This is a genomic window from Rhodococcus sp. S3 (assembly GCF_058211795.1).
In genome coordinates this window covers 1,929,618-1,944,777 of record NZ_CM177074.1, presented here as the reverse complement: position 1 = coordinate 1,944,777, position 15,160 = coordinate 1,929,618, and the positions used below count along the sequence as shown (strand labels likewise).

Annotated in this window: 14 protein-coding genes; 3 read left to right on the top strand and 11 right to left on the bottom strand. The window is 69.3% G+C overall.

What is annotated here, in order from left to right; all coding sequences use genetic code 11:
* Nucleotides 1-104: 104 nt before the first annotated feature.
* Genes ndk through AC0LPE_RS09040 form a run of 4 tightly spaced genes read right to left on the bottom strand, consistent with a single transcriptional unit; the run spans nucleotide 105 to nucleotide 5,019 of the window.
* Nucleotides 105-524, bottom strand: coding sequence for a nucleoside-diphosphate kinase (gene ndk / locus AC0LPE_RS09055; RefSeq protein ID WP_006551181.1), 420 nt, complete (start codon nucleotides 522-524; stop codon nucleotides 105-107).
* Nucleotides 525-533: 9 nt separating this feature from the next.
* Nucleotides 534-944, bottom strand: a complete 411-nt coding sequence (locus AC0LPE_RS09050; RefSeq protein WP_006551180.1) for a DUF4233 domain-containing protein — start codon at nucleotides 942-944, stop codon at nucleotides 534-536.
* Complete coding sequence (gene folC, locus AC0LPE_RS09045; RefSeq protein ID WP_026061075.1) at nucleotides 941-2,362, bottom strand: bifunctional tetrahydrofolate synthase/dihydrofolate synthase; 1,422 nt, start codon at nucleotides 2,360-2,362, stop codon at nucleotides 941-943. The genes AC0LPE_RS09050 and folC overlap by 4 nt, the downstream gene beginning before the upstream one ends.
* Nucleotides 2,359-5,019, bottom strand: coding sequence for a valine--tRNA ligase (locus AC0LPE_RS09040; protein ID WP_490606056.1), 2,661 nt, complete (start codon nucleotides 5,017-5,019; stop codon nucleotides 2,359-2,361). The genes folC and AC0LPE_RS09040 overlap by 4 nt, the downstream gene beginning before the upstream one ends.
* A gap of 156 nt (nucleotides 5,020-5,175) precedes the next feature.
* Here AC0LPE_RS09040 and AC0LPE_RS09035 point away from each other — a divergent pair, with 156 nt between their 5' ends.
* Entirely contained in the window at nucleotides 5,176-5,550 is a 375-nt protein-coding gene (locus tag AC0LPE_RS09035) for a YtxH domain-containing protein (RefSeq protein ID WP_301848372.1), read from the top strand.
* Between the two features lie 32 nt (nucleotides 5,551-5,582).
* On the opposite strand, the gene AC0LPE_RS09030 is transcribed toward AC0LPE_RS09035, so the two are convergent.
* The gene (locus AC0LPE_RS09030; RefSeq protein WP_490606055.1) at nucleotides 5,583-7,577 is read right to left on the bottom strand and encodes a S9 family peptidase; all 1,995 of its coding nucleotides are present in this window, start codon (nucleotides 7,575-7,577) and stop codon (nucleotides 5,583-5,585) included.
* Between the two features lie 124 nt (nucleotides 7,578-7,701).
* Here AC0LPE_RS09030 and thiD point away from each other — a divergent pair, with 124 nt between their 5' ends.
* Nucleotides 7,702-8,493, top strand: coding sequence for a bifunctional hydroxymethylpyrimidine kinase/phosphomethylpyrimidine kinase (gene thiD / locus AC0LPE_RS09025; RefSeq protein WP_490606054.1), 792 nt, complete (start codon nucleotides 7,702-7,704; stop codon nucleotides 8,491-8,493).
* Between the two features lie 91 nt (nucleotides 8,494-8,584).
* Here the strand turns inward: thiD and AC0LPE_RS09020 are convergent, their stop codons facing one another.
* Both AC0LPE_RS09020 and AC0LPE_RS09015 read right to left on the bottom strand, forming a co-directional pair.
* Nucleotides 8,585-9,190, bottom strand: a complete 606-nt coding sequence (locus AC0LPE_RS09020; protein ID WP_490606053.1) for a GNAT family N-acetyltransferase — start codon at nucleotides 9,188-9,190, stop codon at nucleotides 8,585-8,587.
* 9 nt (nucleotides 9,191-9,199) lie between these two features.
* On the bottom strand, nucleotides 9,200-10,417 hold the full coding sequence (locus tag AC0LPE_RS09015) for a winged helix DNA-binding domain-containing protein (RefSeq protein ID WP_106200066.1): 1,218 nt from the start codon (nucleotides 10,415-10,417) through the stop codon (nucleotides 9,200-9,202).
* 341 nt (nucleotides 10,418-10,758) lie between these two features.
* On the opposite strand from AC0LPE_RS09015, the gene fdhD reads away from it, so the two are divergent.
* Nucleotides 10,759-11,589 carry a formate dehydrogenase accessory sulfurtransferase FdhD gene (gene fdhD, locus AC0LPE_RS09010; protein ID WP_490606052.1) on the top strand — a complete coding sequence of 277 codons (831 nt, stop codon included), beginning with the start codon at nucleotides 10,759-10,761 and terminating at the stop codon, nucleotides 11,587-11,589.
* A 9-nt stretch (nucleotides 11,590-11,598) separates the two neighbouring features.
* Here fdhD and AC0LPE_RS09005 read toward each other — a convergent pair whose 3' ends face one another.
* From AC0LPE_RS09005 to AC0LPE_RS08990, 4 genes are read right to left on the bottom strand one after another with little or no spacing between them, the layout of a single operon-like run.
* Nucleotides 11,599-12,783 (bottom strand): alpha/beta hydrolase family protein, encoded by a 1,185-nt coding sequence (locus AC0LPE_RS09005; protein WP_106200068.1) that lies wholly within the window; start codon nucleotides 12,781-12,783, stop codon nucleotides 11,599-11,601.
* Between the two features lie 18 nt (nucleotides 12,784-12,801).
* On the bottom strand, nucleotides 12,802-13,590 hold the full coding sequence (locus AC0LPE_RS09000) for an SDR family NAD(P)-dependent oxidoreductase (protein ID WP_106200070.1): 789 nt from the start codon (nucleotides 13,588-13,590) through the stop codon (nucleotides 12,802-12,804).
* A 41-nt stretch (nucleotides 13,591-13,631) separates the two neighbouring features.
* On the bottom strand, nucleotides 13,632-14,288 hold the full coding sequence (locus tag AC0LPE_RS08995; protein WP_490606051.1) for a PaaI family thioesterase: 657 nt from the start codon (nucleotides 14,286-14,288) through the stop codon (nucleotides 13,632-13,634).
* Nucleotides 14,285-15,154 (bottom strand): MaoC/PaaZ C-terminal domain-containing protein, encoded by an 870-nt coding sequence (locus AC0LPE_RS08990; protein ID WP_106200073.1) that lies wholly within the window; start codon nucleotides 15,152-15,154, stop codon nucleotides 14,285-14,287. The genes AC0LPE_RS08995 and AC0LPE_RS08990 overlap by 4 nt, the downstream gene beginning before the upstream one ends.
* Nucleotides 15,155-15,160: the final 6 nt, after the last annotated feature.

The following is a 15,160-nucleotide window of genomic DNA, read 5'->3' as shown; positions in this document are numbered from 1 at the left end:
GCCAACGGCGCCCCGGAGGGCGCCGTCGGCGGTGCGGGAGGCGCGAAGCGCGACGCCCGAGAGGTTTCGTGAGCGACACGCCAGGCGCCGCTCGTGCGGGGCTGTTACTTCGCAGCCAGGGCGGGGAACCAGAGAGCGATCTCGCGCTCGGCGGACTCCACCGAGTCGGAGCCGTGGACCAGGTTCTCGCCCGGGTCCAGGCCGAGGTCGCCGCGGATCGAGCCGGGCACGGCCTTCTCGACCGGATCGGTGCCACCGGCGAGTTGACGGAACGCCGCGATCGCGCGCGGGCCTTCGAGGACCGCGGCCACGAGGGGGCCGCCGGTGATGAACTCGATCAGCGAGGGATAGAAGGGTTTGCCCTCGTGCTCGGCGTAGTGCGCTCCGGCGACCTCCTCCGTCGCAGTGCGCAGCTCGAGAGCCACGATGTCCAGCCCCTTGCGCTCGATGCGCGAGAGGATCTCTCCGACGTGACGGCGTGCGACGCCGTCGGGCTTGATCAGTACCAGGGTCCGCTCAGTCACGCGACAAGCCTAGAGGTCGTCCCGCTGGCCCGGCAGCAGACCCCTGGATTCGCGATCCCTGATGTCCTTGCGCAGGTAGAAGATGTACGCCCACACCGCGGCGAAGAGCACACCCACCGCACCGAACGCGAGGTCGACGAAGAAGCCGAGCACGGCGAGCACCTGCAGCGTGATGTTGAACGGGATCGCCCACGACTTCTTCTGCACCCCGGCTCCGAGGAACATGAGAACGGCGAGGCCCACGACGTAGGTCGTCGACCACGCGCTCAGTCCCCCGCCGACGGTCGCGATCACCGGCAGCACCAGCAGCACCACGATCGCCTCGAGCACGAGGGTTCCCGCCATCACGCCGCGGAAGCCCTTCCAGGGGTCCGTCGTCGGCGGCCGGAACTTCTGTTCCTCCGGCTTGTCGTTGCTCACGCGGGATCCTTTCCGAACAGACTGCGGGCCGCACCTGCGGTCACCACCGAACCGGTGACCACGACCCCGGCGCCCGACACCGCTTCGCCGGGCTCGCCGACCTCCTCCGCGATCGCGATCGCGGTTTCGATCGCATCCGGGAGCGTCGCCGCGGTGACGACCCGTTCGTCACCGAATCGGGCGACGGCGATGTTCGCCAGATCGTCGACGTCCATCGCCCGCGGCGACCCGTTGTGGGTGACGACGATCTCGTCGAAGACCGGTTCGAGCGCCTCGATCAGACCCGCGACGTCCTTGTCGGCCATCACGCTCACGACACCCACGAGCTTGCGGAAGTCGAATTCCTGGGCGAGCGCGGCCGCGAGGGCCTTCGCACCGTGCGGGTTGTGCGCGGCGTCGAGGAAGACGGTGGGCGCATTGCGCACCCGTTCGAGCCGGCCCGGCGTGGTCACCGACGCGAACGCGTCGCGCACCGCCTCGACATCGAGCTGCTTGTCGGGGCCCGCCCCGAAGAACGCCTCGACCGCGGCCAGCGCGACCGACGCGTTGTGCGCCTGGTGCTCGCCGTGGAGCGGCAGGAAGATGTCGGTGTAGAGACCGCCGAGACCCTGCAGGTCGATCTGCTGTCCACCGACGGCGACCGCGCGCCGCACCACCGCGAACTCGGAACCCTGGCGGGCCACGGCCGCGTCGGCCTCGACGGCCTGCCGCAGCAGCACGTCCATCGCCTCGGGTTCCTGCTGCGCGATGATCGCCACGGTGTCGCGGGGCACGAGACCGTCGTCGGGTGCCTTCTTGATGATCCCGGCCTTCTCCCCCGCGATCTCCGTGAGGGTGTCGCCCAGATAACCGGTGTGGTCGATCCCGACGGGCGTGATCACCGCGACCTGCCCGGTGACGACGTTGGTGGCGTCCCACCGTCCGCCGAGACCCACCTCGACGACCGCCACGTCGACGGGCGCGTCGGCGAACGCCGCGAACGCCATGGCCGTGGTGACCTCGAACTTGCTCATCTTCGGGCCACCGGCCGCCTCGGACTGCTCGTCGATCATCCGGACGTATGGTTCGATGTCGCGGTAGGTGTCGACGTAGGTCCGCGGCGAGACCGGCGCGCCGTCGATGCTGATCCGCTCGGTGGCGAGCTGCAGGTGCGGGCTCGTCGTCCGGCCGACGCGGTGGTGCATGCGGGTGAGCAACGCGTCGATCATCCGGGTCGTCGACGTCTTGCCGTTCGTGCCGGCCACGTGGATCGACGGGTAGCTGTTCTGCGGCGACCCGAGGATGTCCATGAGCGCGGCGATCCGCGCCAGGGACGGCTCGATCTTCGTCTCCGGCCAGCGCTTGTCGAGCTCGGCTTCGACGAGCGTCAGTTCGGCCAGGTCCACCGGGGACGGCGCCCCCGGGGTGTCGGTGCTCACGCCGCGCCCAGCTCCTTCAGTCGTGCGGTGATCCGTGCGATTTCCTCTTCGGCGATCTGCTTGCGACCGCGGATCTTCTCGACCACCTGGTCGGGTGCCTTCGCAAGGAAGGCCTCGTTCGACAACTTCGCGGAGGTGCCCGTCAGCTCCTTCTCCGCGGCGGCGAGATCCTTGCGCAGGCGGGCGATCTCGGCGCCGACGTCGATGCTGCCGGAGGTGTCGAGCTCGACGGTGACCGTCGCGCGGCTCAGCCGGACCTCGATCGACGCGGTGGCCGAGAACGAGTCCTCCGGCGCGGTCAGGCGCGCGAGCGACTGCGCGGCCGGCACCTGCGCGACGAGATCGGCGTCCTCGACACCGACGAGCCGGGCCGCAACCTTCTGCGACGGCTTGAGGCCCTGATCGCTGCGGAACCTGCGGACCTCGGTGACGAGCTTCTGCAGGTCGGCGACACGCTGCGCCGCGGTCTCGTCGGTGGCGACGCCGGACGCCTCGGGCCAGGCCGCGATCACGACGGACTCGCCGCCGGTGAGCACCTTCCACAGCGTCTCGGTGACGAACGGGATGACCGGGTGCAGCAGGCGCAGCAACTGGTCGAGGACGGTGCCGAGCACGACCTTGGTGCCGTCGGCGTAGGCGCTGCCCTCGGCGAGCTGGACCTTGGCGAGCTCGAGATACCAGTCGCAGACCTCGTCCCACGCGAAGTGGTAGAGCGCCTCGCACGCCTTCGAGAACTCGTAGTGATCGAAGGCCGCGTCGACCTCGGTGCGCACCTGCTCGAGGCGATCGAGGATCCACCGATCGGCATCGGTGAGCTGGTCGCGGGCCGGGAGCTCGCCGATCACCGCGCCGTTCATCAGCGCGAACTTGGTCGCGTTGAACAGCTTGTTCGCGAAGTTGCGCGACGACTGGGCGTGGTCCTCACCGACGGCGAGGTCGCCACCCGGGTTCGCGCCGCGCGCCAGCGTGAAGCGCAGGGCGTCGGCGCCGAAACGCTCGACCCAGTCCAGCGGGTCGATGCCGTTGCCGCGCGACTTCGACATCTTCTTGCCGAACTGGTCACGGACGAGGCCGTGCAGGAACAGATCCCGGAACGGCACCTGCGCCTGGTGCACCGCGTCGTCGCCCGACACGTAGGTGCCGAACATCATCATGCGGGCGACCCAGAAGAACAGGATGTCGTAGCCGGTGACGAGAACGCTGGTGGGATAGAACTTGTCGAGCTCGGGGGTCTTCTCCGGCCAGCCCATCGTGGAGAACGGCCACAGACCGGACGAGAACCACGTGTCGAGCACGTCCGGGTCCTGCTCCCAGCCCTCGGGTGCGGTCTCGTCGGGGCCGAAGCACTCGACCTCGCCGTTCGGGCCGTACCAGATCGGGATGCGGTGACCCCACCACAGCTGACGCGAGATGCACCAGTCGTGCATGTTGTCGACCCAGTCGAACCAGCGCGGTTCCTGGCTCGCGGGGTGGATGACGGTGTGGCCGTTGCGCACTGCGTCGCCGGCGGCCTTGGCGAGCTTGTCGACCTTGACCCACCACTGCATCGACAGGCGCGGCTCGATGGTCTCGCCGGACCGCTCGGAGTGGCCGACGCTGTGCAGGTAGGGGCGCTTCTCGGCGACGACACGGCCCTGCGCGGCGAGTTCCTCGCGGATCGCGACGCGCGCCTCGAAACGGTCCATGCCGTCGAAGCGGGTGCCGGAATCGGCGATACGACCGGCCTTGTCCATGATCGTGGGCATCGGCAGGTCGTGCCGCAGACCCATCTCGAAGTCGTTGGGGTCGTGCGCAGGCGTGATCTTCACTGCGCCCGTACCGAATTCGGGGTCGACGTATTCGTCGGCGATGATCGGGATCTGCCGGCCGGTGATCGGATGCTCGAGCGTGGTGCCGATGATGTCCTTGTAGCGCTCGTCCTCGGGGTGGACCGCGACGGCGGTGTCGCCGAGCATCGTCTCCACACGGGTGGTGGCGACGACGACGTGCGGCTCGTCGTCGTTCAGGGAGCCGTAGCGCAGGGAGACGAGCTCACCCTCGACCTCCTCGAACTTCACCTCGATGTCGGAGATCGCGGTCTGCAGCACGGGCGACCAGTTGACCAGACGCTCGGCGCGGTAGATCAGGCCCTCGTCGTAGAGGCGCTTGAACATCGTCTGCACGGCGCGGGACAGGCCCTCGTCCATGGTGAAGCGGTCGCGCGACCAGTCCACGCCGTCGCCGATGCGACGCATCTGGCCCTGGATCATGCCGCCGGACTCGGCCTTCCACCGCCAGACCTTGTCGATGAAGGCCTCGCGACCGAGGTCCTCCTTCTTCTTGCCGTCGGCAGCGAGCTGCTTTTCGACGACGGTCTGGGTGGCGATGCCGGCGTGGTCCATGCCGGGTAGCCACAGCACCTCGTAGCCCTGCATGCGCTTACGGCGGGAGAGCACATCCATGAGGGTGTGGTCGAGAGCGTGACCCATGTGCAGGCTGCCGGTGACATTCGGCGGCGGCAGGACGATCGAGTACCCGGGCTTGTCGCTCGTGGGGTCGGCCTCGAAGTAGCCGGCGTCGACCCACTGCTGGTAGAGCTCCGCTTCGACGGCGCTGGGGTCCCAGCTCTTGGGAAGGGCGTCGGCGGGGTTCTGCGAGTTCTCTGGCGCACTGGTCACCCGTCAATCGTAAGCGTCGCGGCGAACCTCCTGGACAGGGGCCACGACAGAGCCGGACAGGGGCCAGGACAGAGTGTGGCCCGACCCCCGACGGGGTATCGCAGTGCCGAGCGGCCGAATGCGCGGACGCCGAACGACAGGACGGAGGACACCGTCATGACGCGGGCATTGATCTTCGCTGCAGGTGCAGCCGCGGGATTCGTCGCGGGGACCCGGGCGGGACGCGAGACGTACGACAAGTTGCTGGGACGTTCGAACGAGCTGTGGCACAACCCGGCGGTCCAGGAAAAGGTCATTCCTGCGGTACAGGACAAGGTGACGGAAGCGGCCGGCGTCGTGAAGGAGAAGGCGCCGCACCTCCAGGAGACGGTCGGTGGTCTCGCAGAGAAGGTCACCCATCGCGGCGGATCGGGTCAGCACTCGTCGACCGGCTCCGGTTCCGGTTCAGCGACGAGCGAGTCGACACCGGCCACCGATGAGCCCACCCGTCCGCCGGCCTCGCCGGGCGACCAGCCGCGCCCACCCGAATAGCGGGGCGGCGAACCCCGAGCAGACGTGCTCGGTCAGCCCAGCTCGTCCGGCAGGTCGAGCGGGCGGCCGAGCACGTGCTCGGACAGGAACGCCTCGACGGTCCGGTACCAGATCTTCGAGTGCCGCGGCTTCAGCACCCAGTGGTTCTCGGACGGGAAGTACAGGAAGCGGTGGACGGTGGTGCCGTCGTCCTCGGCGGGCCGCCCCGATTCGTTGAGCAGCTCGTACCACAGGCGCAGGGCCTCGCCGATCGGGACGCGATAGTCCTTGTCGCCGTGGATCACGAGCATGGGCGTGACGATGTCGGCGACGAACAGGTGCGGTGAGTTCTCGACCGCCATCTCCGGGGTCATCTCCCGCTGCCAGTACCAGGCCACGTCGGTGGTCGGGGTGAACTGGTCCAGCGCCCACAGACCCGCGTGGGTGACGACCGCGCGGAACCGGTCGGTGTGCCCGGCGATCCAATTGGCGAGATATCCACCGAACGATCCGCCCATCACCGCGGTCCGCTCCTCGTCGATGTCCTCACGCGCGACCGCGGCATCCGTGACGGCCATCAGATCGGTGTACGGTTCGCTCCCCCACCGCCCCCAGCCACGCCGCACGAAGTCGTCGCCGTAGCCGGTGGACAGTGCGGGATCGGGCAGCAGCACCGCATAGCCGCGGGCGACGAGGAGCCACGGGTTCCAGCGCCACGACCAGGTGTTCCAGCTGCTCAACGGGCCACCGTGCACCCACAGCAGCATCGGCGCGGGGTCGTCGGCGGACGCGGTGTGCGGAATCGCGAACCACGCCCGCACCGGCGTGCCGTCGGGGGCCTGGGTGGTCAGTTCCTCGAGACGTCCCGGGAGTTCCGGAAGCGCAGCGGGAGCACGTAGCGGCGTGACGGTGCCGGCGTCCGGTCCGGTGAGGTCGATGCGCACGGGGTGCGGCGGCGCTTCGTAGGAGGCCCGCAGCGCGTATGCCCTGTTGCCGTCGGGCGCGATACGGACGTCCGTGTAGGCGGCGTCGTCCGGGGTGAGGCGGTCGGGCTGTGCGGACCCGAGCCTCTGCACGAACACCGGCGCGCGACCGTGATCGTCGGCGGTGAGCACGAGACCCGAACCGTCGGGCAACCAGGTGACGGAAGTGGGACGCCTGTCCCACTCCGGGGCCTCGACGGTCGTGGTCCCGGTCGCGATGTCGAGGACGCGGACGGTGATCTGCGGCGGGTTCTCCGCGTCGCCGATCGACTCGTGCAGGTAGGCGAGCCTCGTCCCGTCGCACGAGATCACCGGGTGCGTCGCGTCGCCGGTCTCGTCGTCGACGAGCGGGGTGCGCAGGCCGGTACCGAGATCGACCCGCACGAGTGTGACGCGCCGCGAGGCGAGCGGACCGGGGACCACCCAGGTGGCCGCGGCGAACGAACCGTCCGCAGCGACATCGAGGTGGGCGTCGCGCAGCGACCCGCGGATCCCCGGGGTGAGATCGGTGAACCCGTCGCCGCTGTTGTCCGGGAGGAGCAGATGCGGCTGGTCGGGTCCGAGATCGTGATCCCAGTAGCGCACCGGATAGCCGGCATGCAGCACGGCGGTGACCGCACCGTCCTTGCGGGCGTCCCGGATCCGTTCGTCGTCGGACTCGCTGTGGCCGAGAACGGACGCGAGCAGGACCGTCCTGTCGGCGTGCGACGCCGCACACACCGACGCGAACCCACCCTTCCGGGATCCGATCTGCTCGGCCTCCCCGCCGGCCACGGGCAGTCGCCACAGCGACACCGGCGGGTCGTCCGTACCGCGGGCGGCGGTGAAGAGCAGGTCGCCGGTCGCGGTGAAGGTCGGGCTCGATTCACCCGTGGTGCCGTGGGTCAGGCGTCGCGCCGGGGCGTTGCCTTCGGGATCCACCTCCCACAACGCGCCCGTGTACGAGGTGGCCTTGTCGTCGAGCGTCGACTGCGTGATCACCAGGCGGTTCCCGTCCGGAGACATCGTGAGGGAGGTGACGCGGGGTAGCGCCAGGTAGTCGTCGAGCTCGTCGAAGGCCGTCATGCCTGGACGATATCGGGAGCGGCGGTGGGCGGTCCGCAGGTGGCACCGGGTTCGTCTGTAACCTGGTCGTCCGGCGGGTACATCCCGCGGAAACGCCGTCTCCCCGTCCGAACGGAGCACTCACATGGTCGACCTCGCATACGTCATCGCCGGCTCGGAAGCGACCGGTGGCGCCGGTCTGCAGGTCGACCTCAAGACGTTCCAGCAGCTGGGTGTGTACGGCGTGGGCACCACGACGTGCATCGTCTCGTTCGACCCGAAGAACAACTGGGGCCACCGCTTCTTCCCCGTCCCGGCCGAGGTGATCGCCGACCAGATCGAGGCAGCAACCGCCGCTCACGACCTCGACGTGGTGAAGATCGGCATGCTGGGCACGCCCGCGACGATCGACGTCGTCGCCGAGGGACTCGAGAAGCAGGACTGGCGGCACGTCGTGCTCGACCCGGTCCTGATCTGCAAGGGCCAGGAGGCCGGCGCGGCCCTCGACACCGACAACGCCCTGCGCGCGCAGGTGCTCCCCCACGCCACGGTCGTCACCCCGAACCTGTTCGAGGCACGGACGCTGTCCGGGATGGACGAGATCACCTCGGTCGACCAGCTCATCGAGGCGGCGCGTCGCATCCACGACCTCGGCCCGAAGTACGTCGTCGCGAAGGGCGGCGTCGAACTCGACGGCGAGGACGCCGTGGACGTGCTGTTCGACGGCTCCGAGGTCACCCTCCTGACGGCACCGAAGGTCGGCAACGAGCGTGTCTCCGGCGCCGGCTGCACCCTCGCCGCCGCGATCACCGCCGAACTCGCGAAGGGCGCGTCGGTCGCCGACGCCGCGGCCCGCGCGAAGGACTTCGTCACGACCGGGATCAAGGGACGCGTGTCCGCCAACACTCCGTTCGACACCGTCTGGCAGGGCGCCTGATCCGAAGGCGGGGAGCATCCGCGATCCGATTCGTCGTCCGCCGCGGCAATTGCTGTAGCGGATGACGAATTCGATCGCGGATCGATACCCGTCAGCGCGGTTGGCGCCACATCCCCCACAGCGTCGGCCCGCCGCCGGGGATGACGATGGCGCGGGTGACCTCGAAACCGAACCGCTCGTAGTAGGGAACGTTCGATTCCTTGCTCGACTCGAGGTAGGCGGGAGCGTGTTCGGCGTCGGCACGGTCGAGGCCGGCCTTCATGAGGGCTGTGCCGAGGCCGGTCCCCCGCGCAGCGGGTGAGGTGCCGATCGTCGACAGATACCAGTGCGGTTCGCCCGGATGCGCCGCATCGAGGGTTTCGTCGACCTGCCGTCCCCGTTTCATGTACCTGCCGAGTGCTGCGCAGAAACCGGGCAGCAGACGGAGCGAGGTCCACATATCGCTACGCCATCGTCCGGGTGGCGCCCACATCGCCGCGCCTCCGACGACCCCGTCGGACTCGGCGATGTCGGTGGCTCCCAACGGCACCATGTGGTGCCGGGCGTCGGCCGCGAAGAAACGGGTCATGCGCCGGATGCGGTGGTGTTCGTCCGGGAACATCCACGTGAAGACCGGATCGTCGACGAAGGCTTCGGCGACCACCGGAGCGAAGGCCGGAATGTCGCGGCGCGTGGCGGTTCTCGGTTCGATGGCCATGAGCGCAGCCTACGACGAGGACCTGCCCGACGGCGCGCCGTCCGTCGCCGCCGCGAGTTCCTTCGCGAGAGGTGTCGGGAATCTGGCCGTCACCTTCACTCCCCCGAGCCACTCGTCGAGGCGCGCGGCCTCCTGTTCGAGCACCGCCCGGCCGTCGACCCCGATGTCCTCGAGCAGATGCAGTTCGACGGATCCGGAATCGCTCTGCCACCACGTGCCGACGATCCGTCCGTCCCACCACGCCGTGGGCCCGGCATTGCCGTTCGAATCGAACAGGTCGCCCTTGTACGACCCCAGATACCAGTCTCGTTCGGCCCACCCCATCACCGTGGGGTCCAGGGAAGGCAGCAATACCCCCCACGGGTCGGCGGGAGCAGGTTCCTCCACGTCGTCGGCCAGGAGGTATCCGGAACGGCCGTCGAGATCCACCTCCACCACGTCGAGGTCGGCGAGAGCCGCGCGTACGGCGGTGAGGGTGGAGCCGAGCCACCACTTGATGTCGGCCTCGGTACCCGGCCCGAAGACCCGCAGCCATGATTCCACGAGGGCGCGTACACCGTCGGCTTCGTCGCACGGCGCGATCCCGGCGCCGAGCCACGACTCCGTCGACGTCCAGGCGGGCCGCGACACGCGCCACGACCCGTTGTTGGACGCCCGCACCACTTTTCCTTCGGCGGAGAGCACCGTGAGCACGCGCGGAGCGAACGGGACCCTGCCGCCCCACGACTTCCCGATCCCGTAGTCGATACTCGCGTCGAGAAGCGGGATCTCGGCACGCAATTCGCTGGACGTCGCTTCGCGTCCGCCGGACAACGCCTGCAGCACGTGGCCGCTCACCTCGTCGAGCCACTGCTCGCCGTCGCCGTGCAGACCGGCCTTCTCGACGTCCTTGACCACCTGACGGCGTTGCGCCGCTGCGACTCGCGCGCTCGCGCCCGCCTGCACGACCGGCAGGATCTCGCGCGGGAAGACGAAGACGGTGCGCCGCATGGCCATGTGTTTCACCAGCGACCGATCCGTGTAGAGGGCCCGATCGAGGTCGGTCGTGACGAAGTCGTCGACCCGGGCCCATGCCGACAGGTAGACGCTGGCGGGATCGGTGCCGTGCAGGCACACCATGCCGGTCGCGGCGTCGACCGCATCGGCGGCGCGGTGCCCGGGATGCAGGCGGTGCCGGGTGGCGAGTCGTGCTCGGCGTTCGGTTGCGTCGATCCTGCGCACAGCCATGGCCGACATCGTAGATGCGATGTCCGACTCGGCAGAGCGACCACACGAGTCCACCCTGTTCGACCCTGGTATCCGCGATCCGAAGCCGACCGGTGGCCCGCATTCATCACCGTCCCCCGAGAGGAGACCGAGTCTGTAGTGTCCCTACGAGGAGCGAGGGGGTTTCGTGTGGTGCCACCCGCGGTCCACACCGCCTCGGGGCGCAGCCGAGCGCAGTCGTGAACGGGCGGGCAGTGGCGGACAGTACGGAGGATGACGTGCCGCACGACCGGGTACCCCTGCCCTGTCGAGTTGCGTAGTGACAAGGGCTCGACCCGCTGCACGTATCTGGGAGGTAGAGGATGGGACGGGTCACGACACGTCGACCGGTACTGCGCATCACGGCGGACAGGGTGACGCGACGTCCCGACACCCTCGCCGTCGAGGAACCGCTCGAGATCAGGATCGGCGGCGAATCACTGACGATCACGATGCGCACCCCCGGGCACGACGTCGACCTCGTCCACGGATTCCTCCTGGCCGAGGGGATGATCGGCAGTCGTGAGGACATCGCCGCGGTGCGGTACTGCGACGGGGTCGACGAGAGCGGCGCCAACACCTACAACGTTCTCGACATCACCCTCGCTCCCGGTGTCACGATCCCGGAGGGGACGGGGCGACGCGCGTTCACGACCACCTCCGCGTGCGGGGTGTGCGGGAAGACCTCGCTCGACGAGGTGCGCACCCGCACGCGATATCCGCTGCGGGAGGCCGGCGGCACCTCGATCGGCACGCACACGCTCGCGGAACTGCCCGACACCCTGCGGCGGCACCAGCAGGTCTTCGAGTCGACCGGGGGCCTGCACGCAGCGGCACTGTTCACGCTCGACGGTGCGCTGTGGGCCCTGCGCGAGGATGTCGGCAGGCACAACGCCGTCGACAAGGTGCTCGGCCGGGCACTGACCGCCAACCGGGTCCCGCTGTCGCACAGCGTGCTCATGGTGAGCGGACGCGCCTCGTTCGAGCTCGTGCAGAAGGCCGTGATGGCCGGCGTTCCCCTACTCGCCGCGGTATCGGCGCCGTCGTCCCTCGCCGTCGACCTCGCCGCGGAGTCGGGCCTGACCCTGGTGGGTTTCCTCCGCGGCGAGACGATGAACGTCTACACCGTCCCCGAACGCATCAAGACCGACTGATCGGCGGCATCAACCGCACGTCCCGTCCTGCGTCTCGCCCGCGCGCACTCCGTCGACGAAGGTCCGCACATCGTCGAAGGACGCGTCGAGCACGCCGCGATGGTCGGCTCCGTCGTACACCCGGTAGGTCAGGTCGGCGCCGTTGCCGCACAGCGCCTCGGTGACCCGGTCGGTGACCGGACGCGACACCAGCACATCGTCGGTGCCCTGCACGACGAGTGTCGGCACCGTCAGGGTGAGCGCTTCGAGTTCCTGGCCGGCGTAGTACTCGCGGAGCGCGTCGAGATCCGCACCGGGAGCGAACACCTGATCCACCGGAACGGTGCTCGCGGCTTCGCGGATGTCGTCCATGCACCCGGTGCGCGCTGCATCGAGCAGAGGTCGCGACGCGTCCGTGAGCATCGCGTCGGCGTCGATGGCCGGGTCCGCCGCCTGCGCGCCGAGCAGCAGGACCGGCAGGAATCCGAGCGCCGGACCGATCGCGGGGCCGGCCGTCGCGTAGTACTGGGCGGTCTCACTCGTCCGGCTGCCCGGTGCGAAGGCGATCGCTCCCTGCAGGTCGAGCTCGGGGGCGTGTTCCTGCCCGCGCGCCGCCGCGTACAGCGCGGCGTGGCCACCCTGACTGTGGCCCATCGCGACCCACCGGGTGCCGATGCCCGGATCGAGTTCCCGGGCCGCGCGCACGATGTCGACGACGGCGGCCGCGGCACTGTCACCGTTCATATAGGGATGTCCACCCGGAGTGCCGAGCCCCTCGTAGTCGGTCTGGACCACGGCGTAGCCGTCGGCGACCCACCGGTCGAGCATGGCGGTCGTCCTTGCGACATAGGAGTGGGCCGGGCCGCCGGGAGTGTCGGCGGAGGGCGCACAGGCATCGCCGACCCCCGTGGTCCCGTGGGCCCAGCTGAGCACGGGCCAGCCTCCCTCCGGTGCCTCTCCTTCGGGGATCGCGACAGTCCCGGAGACGAGGACGGGACGCCCGTCGGCCCCCTCGGACAGATAGGTGATCAGGTCGGTTCGTGACGCGCTGGGAAGCGCCGCCGCACCGGTGAGAGGGCGGTCGGTGACCAGGGAGCCGGGTCCTCCTGCTGCCTCCTCGGTGTCGTCACCGCCGGTGTCGGAGCAGGAGGTGAGGCCGAGCATCGAGACCGCGGCGAGTACCGATACCGCGCTCCGAGCAGTACGAGAGATCATGAACCCTCCGTCGGGATTTCAGTCGACCGCCGGCGCCCATTGCACGCCGTTGATGTGGCTACCGCCGTCGACGAACAGCGTGTTGCCGGTGAGATAACGCGAGTCGTCGCTCGCGAGGAAAGCCGCGACGGTACCGATGTCGTCGAGAGGGTCACCGATACGGCCCATGGGGTTGGCCGCGGCCTGTGTCGCCGCCATCTGCGGATCGGCCTCCGCGACCCGCCGGTACGCCGCGCTCTGCGCGCCGGGGCAGATCACGTTGCAGCACACCTGTTTCGGGGCCCATTCCCGGGCCGCGGTGCGGGTCATGCTGCGCAACGCCTCTTTCGCGGCGTTGTACGACACCGAGTACATGTGGGCATTGACGCCGTTGAGACTGCACATGTTGATCACTCGGCCGGTTCCGTGGCGGGCGAGTTCCGGGTACGCGCGTTGCATCGCCCAGAAGGTCGCCATCACGGCCATGTCGAAGCCTGCCTGCATACTCTCTTCGGGCGTCTTCTCCATGCGCGCGAATCCCAGTGACCGCCAGGCGTTGTTGACCAGGATGTCCAGACGTCCGAATTCGCGCACGGCCGAGTCCACCATCGCGTGCACCTGCTCGCGGTCGGTGACATCGGTCGGCACGAAGTGCGCACGCACGCCCCACCGGTCGGTGAGCCACCGCGCGGTATCGGTCCCTGCCGCCCGGTCCACTTCGGCGACCACGACGTGCGCGCCCTCGCGGGCCAGGGCACCGGACACCCCTCGGCCGATCCCCATACCGGCTCCGGTGACGATCGCCACCCGTCCGTCCAGCTTTCCCATGTCGGTTCTCTCCGATCCGGTGAGGTGAGTGATGGCGACCGTCAGCGAGGACGGGGAACCGTCTTGTCGATGAACAGTGCCTCGACGGACACGCACACCGTGCCGTCCGCGGTCCTGATCTCCCCGGCCGTGCTGATCTTGCGGCCGTCCTGCTCGACCAGACGACCGGTGACCGTCAGCGGTTCGAACAAGGGCGTCGGACGGTGGAACCGCACGTTCAGCTGGGCGGTGGCACCGCTGCGTCCGGCCCATGCGTTCGCCACACCCAGCGTGTGATCGAGCAGAAGCGCCGAGACTCCGCCGTGCACGTGCCCGGGCGGACCCTGGTACGGGAAGGTCAGTTCGACGACGCCTTCCACCGAACCGTCCTCGCGCCCGGAGAGAACCAGCGGCGGCGCGAGCGCGTTCTCGGGTCCGGTGACGGGGTCGTGCCGGGTGACACCCTCCCCGTGCCACATGTCGACCAGTCGCTCCTGCACCTCGGGGGCATGTTCCTCGAGGTGCTCGGCGATGCTGTCGAGTTCTTCCGCGACCCGCTCGAGATTCGCGTTGGCGCGGTCGGTGCGCAGCAGCGCGTCCACCACGCGCCGCGCGGCAGCGGTGGCGCGGTCGACGGCGGTGTCCTGCGGCGCCGAGGTCAGCACCGTGCCGGCGGGCGCGTGCCCGACGATGGGGTGGGTATCGGGGTCGACTCTCATCGGATCTCCATCGTGGCGTGGGTGAGCACCGGTTGTCCGTCGCGCTCGGGGCAGGTGGCGAGCAGGGTCAGGGTGTCGCCGTCGCGCCACACCGCCGTCTCGATCGTCTCCCCCGGGTACAGCGAGCCGGCGAAGCGGACCGAGAACGACCGGACACGGGTGGGATCGCCGTCCAGCACACCGTCGACGACGGCCTTGCACACGACACCGTACGACGCGAGGCCGTGCAGGATCGGCCGGTCGAACCCCGCCATCTTCGCGAAGTCGGGGTCGGCGTGCAGCGGGTTGAGGTCGCCGCTGAGCCGGTACACCAGCGCCTGCTGTGTGCTCGTGGGCGACACGAGGGTCTTGTCGGCCTCCCGTTCCGGGACGGTGGTCGACGTGTCGGGTCCAGGATTGCCGCCGAAGCCGCCCTCACCGCGCGCCCAGATCTGCATCGCACTGGTCCACAGCGGGTTTCCGTCGCCGTCCGTGGCGGACTGTTCGAGCACGATCACCGCGGCCTTGCCCTTGTCCCAGACATCCGCGATACGCGACGAGATCGTCGCGGAACCCGAGGTCGGGATCGGGGCGTGCACGGTGACGGATTGCCCACCGTGGAGAATCTTGCGCAGATCGATGTCGATTCCCGGCAGGTTCATTCCGGTCGGCGACACCTGTCCGGCGGAGACCCCTTGCCCCGCAACCATTGCGAAGGTCGGCAGGACCTGCAGGCCTTTCTCGTAGACCCACCGCAGTTCGGCGGGGTCGAGCGAGTCGGCGCCCGCCCCCAGCCCGAGGTGGTAGAGGATCACGTCGCGGTCGGTCCAGGCGGCCTCACGGGTGGTGGGGGCGGCGGACAGTGCGACATCCCTGTCGATGGGCATGGGCAC